Raw genomic sequence first — 14651 nt, 5'->3', positions numbered from 1 at the left:
CCGGCGGCGCGGAACCCCTACGCCGCCGGGCGGATAATTCGTATGATCCGGCCGGTTCTGAACATCTTGCCGGCTGTATAAAAAGCGCGCGCCGGGGCCGCAAGCGGACATGATGGCGAATTTCCCTTTGCCGGGACGCCGCGCGGGCTTATCTGCATGGGGACCGCCGCCAAAAACCGAGGCCATGACCGACGCCCGCCCCGCCCGTTTCGATACCGCCCGCGAGTTCGAACTGGACCGCTTCCTGTCCGACCGTTATGGGCTGCGCGGCACATTGCGCCTGCACCGCGCGGCGCTTGGCTGGGACCTGCTGCGCGCGCCGCTGAACGTGGCCCTGTCGCCCGTCTTCCTGCTGGTGCGGATCATGGGCAAGCTGATGTCGCTTCTGGGCGCGAAACGCGCGGCAAGCTGGCTGGCCGGACGGCAGGTCTTTCTGACCTCGGACGTGGCGCGCCGGATCGAGGCGGATCTGGCCGACCTGATGGGCCGGCTCGACGCGCGCGGCGTCGGCCCGAAGGCCCCGCCCGAGACCGTACGAGAGGCGATCCGCACCCATGCCGAGACCCGCAATGCCGTGGCCGAGATCGCCACCTCGCTGGTGGTGATGGTGGCGGGGTTCTTCCTGTTCAACCGGGCCACGCCCGGCATCATCTCGCTGGCCGGTCCGCTGGCCGAGTTCCGCGCCCATGGTTCCGCCGTGCAGGATTTCTGGCTGGGCGACCGGATGGGCCGGGCCTGGTATTGGGCCTTCCCGGTCGAACTGTCGCCCTGGCAGGTGATCCTGACCGGGGCGGCACTGGCCGTGACGGCCTCGTTGGTGACGACCTTCGCCGGGCTGATCGCCGATCCGCTGCAACTGGCCACCGGCACCCACAAGCGGCGGCTCATGCGGATGCTGGCACGGCTGGACCGTGCCGATGCACAGCCCTTAACCGGGCTGGAGCGCGAGCATATCCTGGCCCGCATGGGCGATCTGTCCGACGCGGCGCTGAGCCTGTGGCGTCACTGGCGCTAGCCGCGCCCGCGATAGCTGGCGACGCCGTGGTCGGGCAGCCAGACACCTTCCGGCACCGGCCCGGTCTGCCAGAAAACGTCAATGGGCATGCCCCCGCGCGGATACCAGTAGCCGCCGATCCGCAGCCAGCGCGGATCGAGGGTTTCGACCAGCCGCTTGCCAATGGTCACCGTGCAATCCTCGTGAAAGGCGCCGTGATTGCGGAAGCTGCCCAAGAACAGTTTCAGCGACTTCGATTCCACCAGCCAGTCGCCGGGCACATAGTCGATGACCAGATGCGCGAAATCGGGCTGGCCGGTCATCGGGCAAAGGCTGGTAAATTCCGGCTGGGTGAAACGCACGACATAGCCCTCGCCCGGTTGCGGGTTGGGGACGCGTTCCAGCACCGCCTCGTCGGGGTTCTGCGGCAGGGAGGTGGACTGGCCAAGCTGGGTCAGGCCGTCGGTGTAATGAGACATGGGAGGCTCCTGTTTTGTCCGGGTGGGCTGCGACCGGCTGGGGCGGCGATAGCAGCCGGGACAGCGGAGGTCAAAGGTGCAGGCGGGGGTTGATCGGATGGCCTGTTAGCGATAACAATACAGCAATCATGGGCTTGGAGAGATCGATATGAACACGGTGCCGGCGCAGAATCCGAATGACGGCATCTGGCTGCGGCTGGCGGCGGCCTTTCTGATCACCGCCATGTCGGCCCTGATCCGGGAGGCATCGGACAAGGCCACACTCGGGCAGATCATCTTCTGGCGCTCGGCCGTAGCCATCGTCCCGATCTGCATCTACATGGCGCTGCGCGGCGATTTCCCGGGCGCGTTGAAGACCCGCCGATCGGGGGCGCATTTCCTGCGCGGCGCACTTGGCGCGCTGGCAATGGGGCTCTCCTTCATCTCGCTGAAATACCTGCCGGTCGCCTATGCCGAGGCGCTGGGATTCCTTGGCCCGGTGCTGGTCCTGCCGGTCGCGGCGATCTTCCTGAAGGAAACCATCTCGCCCTGGCTGATCGGTGCCGTCACCATCGGCTTTCTGGGGGTCATCGCCATGCTCTGGCAGGGGCTGACCATGCCGGGCGAGGGCGCGCTGATCGGCGTCGCGGCGGGGCTGGGCTTTGCCGGGCTGATCGCGGTCTATCGAGTCTATGTGAAGACCATGACCCGAACCGAAAGCGCCGCCACGATCTCGTTCTATTTCGCGCTGTTCACCACCTGCGTCGGGCTGGCGACGATTCCCTTCGGCTGGAACAGCCTCGATCTTTACGCAACCGCCGTGCTGGTCGGGGCCGGCCTGCTGGGCGGGCTCGCGCATATCGCCGCGACCGAAGCGGTAGCACGGACGCCGGTCTCGGTTCTGGCACCCTTCGATTTCACCGGGCTGATCTGGGCGGTGATCTTCGATTTCGCGCTGTTTTCCACCCTGCCCGGCATTCCCGGCTGGATCGGCATCGCCGCCATCACGACTGCGGGGCTGATGGTGATGCGGCCGCCTCGGCCCGCCGCTTGACCACATCCAGAACGACGCCGTGGAAGTCGCTGAGCAGCCGGTTCGCCCACCAGCGACCATAGCCGTTCCATGGCAGCGAGACCTTGTAATGCGTGGTCAGCACCAGCTTCGTGCGGCCATCCGGCAGGGGTTCCAGCACATATTCGCCCCGCAGCAGTTCCGACGCCTCGCTGTCCGGGCGCAGATGGCTGTCGATCTCGGCCGGGATCGAGTCGGGGTCGAAGCCGAAGGTCCAGCCGAGACGGCGGTCCTGCTCCCATTCGGTGATGTTTTCGCGGAAATGGATGCCCTTGGTCCAGCTCAGAAAGCGTGTCGCGCCCTCGCCATGGAAATCCAGCCGCGCATCCAGCGGGCGCGGGAAGAACATCAGGTTGTGGCTGGGGGTAAAGCGCAGCGTGTCGGGGTCGATATCGCGGATCTCGACCGTATTGGTCCAGACGATATCGGCGGGCGCGGCGATGATCACCTCGGTCGAGACGAAGCCGTGATAGTCGGGCCAGTCCATGCGGATTTCCAGCGGCAGGACCAGCAAAGGCAGCGCCACCACCATCATTGCCCCACGCCGGTTCTGCCACCAGCGGATCGTGCCACGCGTCACGGACACCCCGAGAAGCAGCCCCGGCACCAGGATCGGGACTGCCATGATCAGGCAGACGATTCCCTCGGCAAAGAAAATGACAGTCAGCAGGCAGATCAACAGCAGCGTGATCAGCGCCGGCACCACGATGTCAGAGGTCGAGAGCTTCGCCTGCGGGTCGAACAACACAGTCAACAGGCTGCCGATCCCCATGGACAGCAGCAGCGCCCCCGAGATCAGGACCATCACTCCGGCTTGTGTCACCCAGATCAGAACATAGATCGCCAAGCCGTAGAACACCGTCACCAGCATCGCCAGCAGCAATCGAAGCACCACAGATTTCGCCGGCGAAGATTCAATCATCAATACAACCGCAACTCTGAAACAGGATGCGACAAAACCTACCCTTGCGCCATCGACCGGACAAGGCCATCTAACCCGAATGACCATTCCGCCCCGTTTCGATGTCACGCCTGAGCAGATCGACCGCGTCGTCGCGGTCTTCTATGCCGCCATCCGCCGGCACGAGGTGCTTGGCCCGGTCTTCGCCGGCCATGTCGCCGACTGGCCCGAGCATGAGGAAAAGATCGCCCGCTTCTGGCGCAATGCGATCCTGTTCGAGCGCAGCTATGACGGCAATCCGATGCGCACCCATATGCAGGCGGGCGACGTTCGGGCCGAACATTTCGCGCCCTGGCTGATGCTGTTTGACGAGACCCTGCGCCGCACCCTGCCCGAGGATCTGGCCGCCGCCTGGTCGGCCCTTGCCCATCGCATCGGCGCCGGGTTGCGCATGGGGGTCGAGGATCTGCGCGAACGCCAGCCCGGCCCGCCGGTCTTGCGTTAGGCGCCGAAGCGGCGCAAAACAAAAGGCGAACATCAGGGGATTCGCCATGCAGATCGACTATATCGAATTTTCGTCGCCGAAGATCGAGGACACCAAAACCTTCTTCGCGGATGCCTTCGGCTGGTCCTTCAACGATTACGGGCCCGAATATCAGGAACTCGCCGATGCCGGCATCTCGGGCGGGATCGCGGCGGGACCGCTGGCGCCGCCGCTGGTGATCCTGAAAACCGATGACCTCGAAGCCGCCTTCGCCAAGGTCAGCGCCGCCGGCGCCAGGATCACGCGCGAGATCTACGCTTTCCCCGGCGGCCGCCGCTTCGAATTCCTGGAACCCGGCGGCAGCGCCATGGCGGTCTGGTCGGAAACCTAACCCCGCCGCTGGCGCTTCGCTTTCTTCGCCGCAGCCTTCGCTTTCGCCTTGACCGAGGCCGGGCGGCGGCGCACGGGCCGCCCGCGCTTGCCTTTCGGCCCCTGCGCGACCGGCGCGCCGTCGAGTTCCAGCAGTTCCAGGATCAGCCCGCCGGTCAGCGGGCTGGCCTCGGCCAGGCGCACGGTGACGCGCTGACCGATGCCGATCTCGACCCCGGTATCGGCACCGATCAGCATCTGCGCGTCGCGGTCGTAATGGAAATATTCATGGCCGATCTCGCGGATCGGGATCAGCCCGTCAGCGCCGGTGCCGTCCAGCTTCACGAAAGCGCCGAATTTCTGCACGCCGCTGATCCGGCCGGTGATCTCGCTTCCCACCCGCTCGGCCAGATAGGCGGCCAGATAACGGTCGGTGGTATCGCGCTCGGCCTCCATCGAACGACGCTCGGTATTCGAGATCTGGGTGGCGGTGTCCGAGAGGTTCTCGACATCCCAGTCCGACAGCCCGTCCTTGCCCCAGCCATGGCCAGCGATCAGCGCCCGATGCACGATCAGGTCGGAATAGCGCCGGATGGGCGAGGTGAAATGCGCGTAATTCTTCAAAGCCAGCCCGAAATGGCCGTAGTTTTCCGGGTTGTAATAGGCCTGCGTCATCGACCTGAGCGTCGAAATATTGATGAGTTCGTCGAAATCCGTGCCCTCGGCCTGCGCCAGCAGGCGGTTCAGATGGCTGGTATGCAGCACCTGCCCCTTGGCCAGCACGAAGCCCGAGGCCTGCGCCACCTCGCGCAGGGCATCCAGCTTCTCGGCGCTCGGCTCCTCGTGGACGCGAAACAGCAGCGGGCGTTTCAGGCGGGTCAGTTCCTCGGCGGCGGCGACATTGGCCAGCACCATGAATTCCTCGATCAGCTTGTGGGCGTCGAAACGCTCCTTGAAATTGACCGAGCGCACCCGCCCGTCATCCCCCAACACGATCTGGCGTTCGGGCAGGTCGAGATCCAGGGGCTGCCGCCGGGCCCGCGCGCCCTTCAGCAGATCGTAGGCCTGCCAGAGCGGTTTCAGCGCCCCGTCCAGCAGCGGTGCGGTCATCTCGTCCGGCCTGCCGTCGATGGCGGCCTGCGCCTGTTCGTAATTCAGGCTGGCCCGCGAGCGCATCATGCCGCGATGGAAGTTCTGGCCGATCTTGTTGCCCTGCGCGTCGATCCGCATCCGGACCGCGATCACGGCGCGATCGACGCCTTCATGCAGGCTGCACAGATCGCCCGAGAGCACATCGGGCAGCATCGGCACGACGCGATCCGGGAAATAGGTGGAATTGCCGCGCTTGCGCGCCTCTCGGTCCAGCTGGCTGGCGGGGGTGACGTAATGGGCGACATCGGCGATGGCGACCCACAGGACCATGCCTCCAGGGTTTTTCGGATCGGTATCGGGCATGGCGGCTACGGCATCGTCGCGGTCGCGGGCATCGACCGGGTCGATGGTCAGCAGCGGCAGGTCGCGCAGGTCGTCGCGGCCTTTCATCGTCGCGGGTTTTTGGGCGTCGGCCTCGGCGATCACCGCATCGGGGAAGTCGTCGGGGATACCGTGCTGGTGAATGGCGATCAGGCTGACCGCCTTGGGCGCAGAGGGATCGCCGAGCCTGTCGGTGACGCGCGCCTGCGGCAGACCAAGCCGGCCCTTGGGACCGGATTGCTCGGCCTCGACCAGCTCGCCATCCTGCGCGCCCTGACTGTCGGCCTCGCGGACGCGCCATTCGCGGTCGGCGCCCTTGTCGATGGGCAGGATACGACCGCCCTCGGCGGATTTGCGGTAAATGCCGACGATCTTGTGCTTGGCCTCGCCGATGCGGCGGATCAGGCGGGCGATATAATCGTGATCCTCGCCGCGTTCTTCGATCAGCCGGGCCAGGAAGCGGTCGCCTTCGCCAAGCGCCGGGTCGGCCTCTCGTGCGCGGAACAGGATGCGGGGCTGCGGGCCGTCGCCGCGATATTCCAGCGGTCGCGCGAACATGTCGCCGCTGGCATCGGGGGCGAGCAGTTGCACCACCGTCACCGGCGGCAGGTGTTCGGCATCGCGATAGGATTTGCGGCGACGTTCCAGCCGGCCTTCCCCGGCCAGTTCCTTCAACAGGCGCTTGAGTTCGATCTTCTCCTGCCCCTTGACGTTGAAGGCCTTGGAGATGTCGCGCTTCGACGCCGCGTCGGGATGTTCGGCCACCCAATCGAGGATCTGCTGTTTCGTCGGCAATGCCATGACGGTCCTTTCCCCGACCGCTCAGCCGGCTATCTGCAGGAACAATACGCGGGCAGCGTTACAGTTCCAGAACCATGTCGCGATGCGGAATGCCGGCATCGGGATATTCGGACCCGTAAGCCACGAAACCCAGCTTTTCATAGAAAGGCATCGCATGTGTCTGCGATGACAGCTTGGCCGTCTTCGCCCCACGTTCCCGCAGCGCGGCGATGGTGGCCCGCATGAGCGCAAGGCCCGCGCCGGTGCCGCGCGCCTCGGCCAGAACGCAGACGCGACCGATCTTGCCGGTCTCGCCCTCGACGAAGATGCGGGCGGTGGCGACGGGCCTGCCGTCGATCCAGCCCAGGAAATGGATCGCCTGAGGGTCGAGATCGTCCATCTCCTCGGCCTCGGAAACCCCCTGTTCCTCGATGAAGACGGCTCGGCGTAGCGCGTGGCACAAGGCCAGGTCCTCGGTCTCCTCGATCCTCATGCGAAATATTCCTTCAGGATCGCGGCATAGACGCGCTGCAATGCGCGGACCTGCTCTGCCGGGACGCGCTCGTCCACCTCATGCATGAAGCGACCGACAAGGCCGAATTCGACCACCGGGCAATGGTCCTTGACGAAACGCGCATCGGAGGTGCCGCCCGTGGTCGACAGTTCCGGCTCGATCCCGGTCTGGTCCGTGACCACACGGCGGACCATGTCGACGAAGGGGCCGGGCGCGGTCACGAAGCTTTCGGCGCCGACATCCGGGGTCAGCAGGATGGCCACGCCGGTTTCGGCGCTGATGGCGGCGGCGCGGCGCTGCATCTCGGCATCCAGGCTTTCGGGCGTATGCAGGTCGTTGAAGCGGATGTTGAAGCTGGCATGTGCGGTTTCCGGCACGACGTTGCTGGCCGGATTGCCACAATCGACGGTGGTCACCTGTAGCGTCGACGGTCCGAAATGATCTGACCCTTCGTCCAGCGGGGTCGAGGCCAGCCCGTCGAGAAACCAGCACAGCGCATGAAGGGGATTGCGCACCCGATGCGGATAGGCGACATGGCCCTGCACGCCGCGCGCGGTGACGCGATAGGTCACCGATCCGCGCCGGCCGATCTTCATCATCTCGCCGAATGTCTCGGGATTCGAGGGCTCGCCCACGATACAGACCGACATGGCTTCGCCGGCCTCGGCCATCCAGTCGAGAATGGCGGTGGTGCCGTCGCGGGCCGGGCCTTCCTCGTCGCCGGTCACGGTGATGACGATGGCGCCTTCGGGCGGAGTATGGGCCACGAAATCCACGGCGGCGGCGGCAAAGGCCGCAACGCCGGATTTCATGTCGGTGGCGCCCCGGCCCCAGATCGTGCCGTCTTCGTCGATATGGCCGGAAAAGGGCGGATGGGTCCAGCTTGAGGCATCGCCGGGCGGGACGACATCGGTATGGCCGTTGAAGCCGAAGGTCTTCTCGGCCCCCTTTTCGCCCCAGCGGGCAAAGAGGTTCGGCGTGCCGTTGCGGTCGATGCGATGGCACTCGAAACCGCCGGCTGTCAGCAGGCTGGCCAGAAGCGTCAGCGCGCCACCCTCCTGCGGGGTCACCGAGGGGCAGCGGATCAGGTCGGCGGTCAGCTTGGCGGCGTCGGTCATGGCGGGCTCCCGTTTGGATAAGGCCTAGCGGTCGGCGATGAGGATTTCCAGCCCGCGCCGCACCAGATTGAGCCCGCTCAGCGCCAGCAGCACCAGCGTCCAGCGGCGAAACTGGGCGACATTCAGCCGGTCATGCACCCAAAGGCCCGCCAGCATCCCGGAAAGGCCCGGCAGAACCAGCAGCGCCGAAAGCGGCAGGGTCTGCGGATTGAGCACGCCAGAGGCCAGATGCGCCCCGGTCAGGATCACCGCACCCAGCAGGAAAACCACGCCCTGCACCCGCATCTGGTCCTGCTTCGAGGCGCCGATGGACAGCAGATAGACGATCAGCGGCGGCCCCCATATCCCCGACATCCCGCCATATAGCCCGCCGATGATGCCGGTCACGATCTCGAAGCGGCGTTCGTGCCGGACATCCAGCTTCATCGGCCGGCCCGACAATTGCCAGAGCGCGAAGCCGGTGATCGGCACCCCGAGCAGCAGATACATCAGCCCCTGCGGCACCACCCTGACCAGCGGGGCCGAGACCAGGATGAACAGCGCCACCATGCCAATATGCCAGCGATAGCGCTTCACCGAGCCCCAGGCCGCGCCAATGCCCTGCCGACCGGCCTGCAGCACATTGGTCACCAGCGTCGGCAGGATCAGCGCCGCCAGCGCCTGTTCGGGCCGCAGGACCGAAGCGAAGGCCGACATCATGATCATCGGCATGGCAAAGCCCACCGCCCCCTTCACGAAGCCGGCGAAGATCGTCACCAGGAAGACGAACCAGAATATCGTGGGATCAAGTCCGAACATGGCGCGGAGAGTAGCGCGGCGCCGGATCGCCGCAATGGCAAAAGCAGCGCGGCAGGGGCGGAAAACGTGGCAGCCATGCAACAGGACGGTAACGATCTTCGACATCGCTCCTTCTGCCCCGGCGCGTCAAATCAGCGCGTTAACCGGTCCAGCCCCTTGAATATGCGGCAGGAGGGGCAGGTTTGCGCCCGAATCGCATTGCCTTGGCCGGTCTTGGCTGACATATCAGTGAGTTGACCATTGCAAGTGCCGGTGCAATCCCGGCTGCAATGCGTAATGATTCAAAACCCGGAGACGCTGCCATGTTTCGCCAATTGACCGCTGCCGCGCTGGCGACGCTCGCGCTTGCCGCTTGCGAGCCTACGACCGTCACGCCCGACGAACCCTATTCGACCGTACCGACCGGAGATTACGTGCTGTTCAATATCGGTGGCGAGGTGCTGAGCGTGCGCCACACCACCATGCAGCTTGCCCCCACCATGATCACCGGTCGCACCGGTTGCAACAGCTTCGCCGCCCCGATCACCGGCACGCCGCCGACCATCGTCGTCGGCGAGATCCAGACTTCCGGCCAGACCTGCCGCTGGAGCAATCAGGAAACCAAGTTCTTCAACGCCCTGCGTGTCGCCAACCGGATCACCTATGAGGACGGTGTGCTGCGCATCGCCGGCGGTCCCGACACGCTGACCTTCGAATATGGCCGCCTGGCCTCGGCAGAAGGCCCGATCGGTCGCAACCTGAACCCGAACTCGCAGCCGGCGCAGACGGCAGCCGCCTCGCCCGTCGTTTCAGCGGCGCAATAAGCTAAAGCGGCAGGGCCGTGGTCTCGGCCACGGTCCTGAGCGCGAAGGAAGAATGCATCTGAGCCACGCCGGGAAGGCGGGCCAGATATTCCCGGTGGATGCGGGCAAAATCATCCGTATCGGCGACGGCCAGTTTCAGCAGGTAATCCGCCGTCCCAGCCATCAGGTGACATTCCAGCACATCCGGGATCAATCGGACCGCGCGCTCGAAGGCCTCCAGCAACTCGGTCGCCTGACCGGACAGCGTGATCTCGACAAACACCGTGGTCGGCACGGCCAGTTTCCGGCGATCCAGAAGCGCCGCATATCCCCTTATCACCCCGTCCTGCTCAAGGCGCTGCAAGCGCCGGTGACAGGCGGATGCCGACAGGTTCACCCGTGCCGCCAGCTCGGCATTGGTGATTCGGCCTTCCTTCTGAATAATCCCCAGAATCCGGCGGTCTGTCGCGTCCATATCCATCATGACAGAATAATCTTCGTTGTTTTTGACAAATTACGCAAGATTCTTTGAAAGAAACTTATCTGCGCGGGACAAGTTAGGCAGGAAATTCCATCGCTATCGTGTCAGCCTGAAGCCAAGGCCCGCAGATGGCCGCCCACAACCGGAGGTAATGATGCTGATAGGTATCCCAACAGAAATCAAACCGCAGGAATTCCGCGTCGGCATGCGTCCCGACGCTGTGCGCGAGGCGCGCGCCCATGGTCACGAGGTGCTGATCCAATCAGGCGCCGGGCTTGGCTCGGGCTATCCCGATGCCACCTATGTAGAGGCCGGGGCCGAGATCGCCCCGGATGCGCAGACGGTCTTCGCGCGCGCCGACATGATCGTGAAGGTGAAGGAACCGCAGGCACTGGAACGCGCCATGCTGCGCCGGGGACAGGTGCTGTTCACCTATCTTCACCTCGCACCCGACCCCGATCAGACCCGCGATCTGCTCAATTCCGGCGTCACCGCCATTGCCTATGAAACCGTGACTGATGCGCGCGGCGGTTTGCCGCTGCTGGCGCCGATGTCCGAGGTCGCGGGCCGTCTGGCGCCGCAGGCCGGGGCCTGGGCGCTGCAGAAGGCCAATGGCGGTGAAGGCGTGTTGCTGGGCGGTGTGCCCGGCGTTCGGCCCGCAAATGTCATTGTCATCGGTGGTGGCGTCGTCGGCACGGCCGCCGCACGGGTGGCGACGGGGATGGGGGCGAATGTCACCGTGCTCGACCGGTCGATTCCGCGTCTGTCCTATCTCGACGACATCTTCATGGGCCGGTTGACCACCCAATACGCCACCGCTGCCGGCACGGCGGAACTGCTGCCAAGCGCCGATATGGTGATCGGCGCGGTCCTGATCCCGGGTGCGGCGGCACCGAAGCTGGTCAGCCGCGCGCAACTGGCAACGATGAAACCGGGCGCGGTTCTGGTCGATGTGGCCATCGACCAGGGCGGTTGCTTCGAGACATCGCATCCCACGACCCATCAGGACCCGATCTACGAGGTCGACGGGATCGTGCATTACTGCGTCGCCAATATGCCCGGCGCGGTGCCGCGCACATCGACGCAGGCGCTTGGCAATGCCACCCTGCCCTTCGTGCTGGCGCTGGCAGACAAGGGCTGGCGGCAGGCGATCCATGACGACCCGTATCTGCGCGCGGGTCTCTCGACGCATGAGGGCAAGCTTACCTCGCCGCCGGTCGGCGCGGCACTTGGCATTCCCTCGGTCACGCCCGAGGCGGTCATCGCCTGAACTCGGGAAGACCCGCAGAGGCTGGTCGAAACAAGAAAGGCGCGCCCGTTTCCGGCGCGCCTTTCGCATTTTGCAGGGTGCCGATCAGGCGTTCGGGCGGTTGCGCAGCTCGTCGCGGATCTGGACCAGAAGGTCTTCCGTCGTCGGGCCAGCCGGGGCTTCTTCTGCCGCTTCCGGCTCGCCCATGGCGACTGTCTTCGCCCGGTTCACCGCCTTGACCAGCAGGAACACCACCCAGGCCACGATCAGGAAGTTGATCACCGCCATGATGAAATTGCCATAATTGAAGGTCGCGGCATTATCGCCCTCACCAAGCGCGAGTTTCAACGACGAGAAGTCAATACCGCCGGTGAACAGGCTGATGATGGGATTGATGAGGTCGTCAACCAGAGAGGTCACGATGGCAGTGAAGGCGGCGCCGATGATGATACCGACGGCCATGTCCATGACATTGCCCTTGGCAATGAATTCCTTGAACTCTTTAATCATGCGTATAACCTTTCCTCGTTCGCGCGCATGGATGTGGCGCATTAGCGTATTTCTCGAATAAATCAAGCACGACATGACACCGTGCCAGCCACCGCCAGACTGTTCGACCTTGCGGGACAATCGCAACATCGCCGCAAGAAGGATGCGAACCCTCCATCAGAACAGGTCGATCAATCGGTCAAGATAGTCGCGTTCGCCCTCGGGCCGGTCGCGCTGACCGAGGCGGCGGCGGATTTCGTCCTGCAATTCGCGGGCGCGGCTGTTGCCATCCTCGCCCTCGGCCAGGGGCGCATCGGTCGAAAGACCGCTGCCAGAGCCGCCGGGAGCCCGACCGAGCGGGTCGCGGCGTGGTGTGGCCAGGCCGCGCTGCGCGGTTCCCTGATTCTCGCCCACGCCGTTCTGGCCATCTTCGCCCTGGGCCTGGGCCCCGTTTTCGCCCTGCTGACCCTGCTGGCCGGCATTCTCACCCCGGTCGAGCGCCCGGATGCCGTCGCGCAGCGCCTCGATCGCCTCGGCCTGCCGGTCGAGCGCGCCGGCGGTATCCCCCTCGCGCAGGGCCTGTTCGGCCTGTTCCATCGCCCGACCGGCACGGTCCATGGCATCGCCGGCATCCTGCCCGTCGGGCGAGCCGCGTTCGGGAAGCAGGCTGCGCTGCATCCCCAGATCGTCGCGCAACTGTTGCTGCCGATCGGCGAGGTCCTGGCCATTTTCGCCCTCACCTTCGCCCTGCCCCTGCGGTTCGCCAAGGCCCAGCCATTCGTCCTGCATCTGGCGGAACGCCTCGTCGGCCAGATCCTGCTGTTCGCGCAGGGTTTCGGCCATGCGCCCGGAGGAGCCGCGCCCGCTGCCCTGCCCTTCGCCCTCGGTGCGGCGCACCTGCATGTTCTCCATCATCCGGTTGAACTGCTCCAGCAGGGCCTGCGCCTCGGCCATGCGGCCTTCGTTCATCAGGCGCTGGATTTCGTCCATCATCTGCTGGATCTGGTCGCCCGACATCATCTGGACCGGGCCGCGATTGAAGCGGTCGGACGGATCGTTCTCGCCCTGCTCGGCCAGCCGGTCGAGGTAATCGTCGGTGGCCTGGCGCAGTTCTTCCATCAGCCGGCTGATTTCGTCGGGCGAGGCGCCGCGCCGCATTGCCGAGGCCAGCTTGTCCTGCGCCCGGCGCATCCGTTCCAGCGCATCGGCCAGCCCGCCATCCTCAAGCTGAATGGCGGTGCGCCACAGCGCCTCGGCCAGGGCATCGCGCTGCGCATCGGTCAGATCGGCGGTTTCCATGCCGGCAATGACGGCGCGCAACTCTCCCAGCATCGGGGCTTCGACGAAACCTTCCGGCTGCCAGGTGATGGCGCGCAGAAGCTGGGCCGAATTCCCGGCATTCAGCCGGTTCCAGAGGAGATCGCGGCGCAGCTCGATCAGGGCGGCGGCGAATGGGTCGAAGAAGCGCCGCCCCGGCAGGTCCATCGCCAGCGGCTGCGACTGTGCCTGCTGGCCGATGCCGTCGCGGGCGTTCAGGCGGATCTGGACCGGCAGATTGGCCCAGGCGTGTTTCATCAGATCGGCGCTCAGCTGGCCCTCAAGCGCGGGCCGGACGCTGCGCAGCGGCAGCTTGATCTGGATCGGCTCTCGGGTTTCGGGCTCCATGGCAAGGCCGTGACTGCGGTCGATCTTCGCCAGATCCAGCGTGATGACCGCCTCGCCCTCGGTCACGCCGAAATCGTCGCTGGCGCTGAAGGGCTGGATCAGCTTGCCATCGGCACGGCGTTCGGCAGCCGGGCCGAGCGCGATGCTGGGCGGATCGTCAGGCTGGACGGTGACCCCGATCCGGCGCGCGCCGATGTTCAGATCGCCGCTCCGCTCGACCCGGAATTGAGGGCTGCGCGGATCCTTGGCCGGCAGGGCAGTGCCGATATCCTGACCGATCTCGCCATCCTCGCCGTAAAGGCGCAGGCTGATCGTGCTGCCTTCGGGCAGGTCCAGCACCTCGCCCTCGGGCAGATTGTTGAGATAGATCGTGGGCTTGCGGGTATAGGGTGGCGGCTCGGCCCAGCCCTCCCAGCCCAGCCCGTCCGGAACGGCCTCGGGCTCCGGCCCCGCCGCGCGCTGTGGCGCAAGGGCGGCAAGGCCCTGCCCGAGTTGCCCGGCGCTGCCGAACAGAAGCGCCATGGCGAGTGCGGTCAGCCCGACCAGCCGCAGCCCATAGGGATCGCGCCGGCTCATCCCGGCATCGGGGGCGACGGCCCGCGCCTGTGCCGCACGTTCCGCCATCTGCGCCTGATGCGCCCGCCAGAGCGCGCCATCGCCGCCCAGCACGGGTTCATCGGCAAGCGCCGACAGCGGACGCCCCGGCAGCACCGCATCGACGCGGCGCAGCGCCGCATCGCGGGCCGGGCGACGGAACCGGAACGCGCCCCAGACAAGTGCAGCCAGCAGAACCAGCCCGCCCAGGATCAGCGCATAGGGCCGCGCGGCAACCGGCAGGGCACCGATCGCCCCGAAGCTGAGCGCGGCAAGCGCCAGCAGCGCCAGCGTGGCGAAGGGCCAGAAGGCACGCGCCAGCGATTCCCACCACAGCCCGGCGCCAGTCAGCGCCAGGGCGCGGGAAAGACGCCGGTTCTGCTTGTCCTTGGTCATGGGCCTGCCCTGTTATCCCGCCATCCTGCGGCCA

At 65.8% G+C, this 14651-nt stretch carries 15 protein-coding genes; 6 read left to right on the top strand and 9 right to left on the bottom strand.

The window, feature by feature from the left end:
- Window positions 1-184: 184 nt before the first annotated feature.
- Entirely contained in the window at window positions 185-1015 is an 831-nt protein-coding gene (locus Q0330_RS04130; protein WP_299474847.1) for a DUF6635 family protein, read from the top strand.
- On the opposite strand, the gene queF is transcribed toward Q0330_RS04130, so the two are convergent.
- On the bottom strand, window positions 1012-1473 hold the full coding sequence (gene queF, locus Q0330_RS04125) for a preQ(1) synthase (RefSeq protein ID WP_299474844.1): 462 nt from the start codon (window positions 1471-1473) through the stop codon (window positions 1012-1014). The two genes, Q0330_RS04130 and queF, sit on opposite strands and share 4 nt — an antisense overlap.
- Window positions 1474-1621: 148 nt before the next feature.
- On the opposite strand from queF, the gene Q0330_RS04120 reads away from it, so the two are divergent.
- Window positions 1622-2506, top strand: coding sequence for a DMT family transporter (locus Q0330_RS04120; protein ID WP_299474841.1), 885 nt, complete (start codon window positions 1622-1624; stop codon window positions 2504-2506).
- Here the strand turns inward: Q0330_RS04120 and Q0330_RS04115 are convergent.
- Window positions 2457-3446, bottom strand: coding sequence for a hypothetical protein (locus Q0330_RS04115; RefSeq protein WP_299474838.1), 990 nt, complete (start codon window positions 3444-3446; stop codon window positions 2457-2459). The genes Q0330_RS04120 and Q0330_RS04115 overlap by 50 nt on opposite strands.
- A 79-nt stretch (window positions 3447-3525) precedes the next feature.
- On the opposite strand from Q0330_RS04115, the gene Q0330_RS04110 reads away from it, so the two are divergent.
- Complete coding sequence (locus tag Q0330_RS04110) at window positions 3526-3930, top strand: group III truncated hemoglobin (protein WP_299474835.1); 405 nt, start codon at window positions 3526-3528, stop codon at window positions 3928-3930.
- Window positions 3931-3976: 46 nt separating this feature from the next.
- A complete protein-coding gene (locus Q0330_RS04105) occupies window positions 3977-4300 on the top strand; it encodes a VOC family protein (RefSeq protein ID WP_299474832.1) in 324 nt (107 codons plus the stop codon).
- On the opposite strand, the gene rnr is transcribed toward Q0330_RS04105, so the two are convergent.
- From rnr to Q0330_RS04085, 4 genes are read right to left on the bottom strand one after another with little or no spacing between them, the layout of a single operon-like run.
- Window positions 4297-6552 carry a ribonuclease R gene (gene rnr / locus Q0330_RS04100; protein ID WP_299474829.1) on the bottom strand — a complete coding sequence of 752 codons (2256 nt, stop codon included), beginning with the start codon at window positions 6550-6552 and terminating at the stop codon, window positions 4297-4299. The genes Q0330_RS04105 and rnr overlap by 4 nt on opposite strands.
- Before the next feature lie 58 nt (window positions 6553-6610).
- A complete protein-coding gene (locus Q0330_RS04095; RefSeq protein ID WP_299474825.1) occupies window positions 6611-7024 on the bottom strand; it encodes a GNAT family N-acetyltransferase in 414 nt (137 codons plus the stop codon).
- On the bottom strand, window positions 7021-8163 hold the full coding sequence (dapE, locus tag Q0330_RS04090; RefSeq protein WP_299474822.1) for a succinyl-diaminopimelate desuccinylase: 1143 nt from the start codon (window positions 8161-8163) through the stop codon (window positions 7021-7023). Before dapE ends, Q0330_RS04095 begins: the two co-directional genes overlap by 4 nt.
- A gap of 24 nt (window positions 8164-8187) precedes the next feature.
- Window positions 8188-8961 carry a sulfite exporter TauE/SafE family protein gene (locus tag Q0330_RS04085; protein ID WP_299474819.1) on the bottom strand — a complete coding sequence of 258 codons (774 nt, stop codon included), beginning with the start codon at window positions 8959-8961 and terminating at the stop codon, window positions 8188-8190.
- A gap of 302 nt (window positions 8962-9263) precedes the next feature.
- Between Q0330_RS04085 and Q0330_RS04080 the strand changes: the two genes are divergently transcribed.
- Window positions 9264-9764 (top strand): META domain-containing protein, encoded by a 501-nt coding sequence (locus tag Q0330_RS04080; RefSeq protein ID WP_299474816.1) that lies wholly within the window; start codon window positions 9264-9266, stop codon window positions 9762-9764.
- 1 nt (window position 9765) lies between these two features.
- Here Q0330_RS04080 and Q0330_RS04075 read toward each other — a convergent pair whose 3' ends face one another.
- A complete protein-coding gene (locus Q0330_RS04075) occupies window positions 9766-10224 on the bottom strand; it encodes an Lrp/AsnC family transcriptional regulator (RefSeq protein WP_299475277.1) in 459 nt (152 codons plus the stop codon).
- A 154-nt stretch (window positions 10225-10378) separates the two neighbouring features.
- Between Q0330_RS04075 and ald the strand changes: the two genes are divergently transcribed.
- Window positions 10379-11494, top strand: coding sequence for an alanine dehydrogenase (gene ald, locus Q0330_RS04070; protein WP_299474812.1), 1116 nt, complete (start codon window positions 10379-10381; stop codon window positions 11492-11494).
- Between the two features lie 84 nt (window positions 11495-11578).
- On the opposite strand, the gene mscL is transcribed toward ald, so the two are convergent.
- Window positions 11579-11989, bottom strand: a complete 411-nt coding sequence (gene mscL, locus Q0330_RS04065; RefSeq protein WP_299475274.1) for a large-conductance mechanosensitive channel protein MscL — start codon at window positions 11987-11989, stop codon at window positions 11579-11581.
- A gap of 150 nt (window positions 11990-12139) precedes the next feature.
- Window positions 12140-14617 (bottom strand): DUF4175 family protein, encoded by a 2478-nt coding sequence (locus tag Q0330_RS04060; RefSeq protein WP_299474809.1) that lies wholly within the window; start codon window positions 14615-14617, stop codon window positions 12140-12142.
- Window positions 14618-14651 lie beyond the last annotated feature (34 nt).

Origin of the sequence: uncultured Paracoccus sp., from assembly GCF_937873615.1 — a bacterium.
GTDB lineage: Bacteria > Pseudomonadota > Alphaproteobacteria > Rhodobacterales > Rhodobacteraceae > Paracoccus.
Note: the sequence above shows the minus strand (reverse complement) of the source record. Positions and strands in the feature narration are given on the sequence as shown.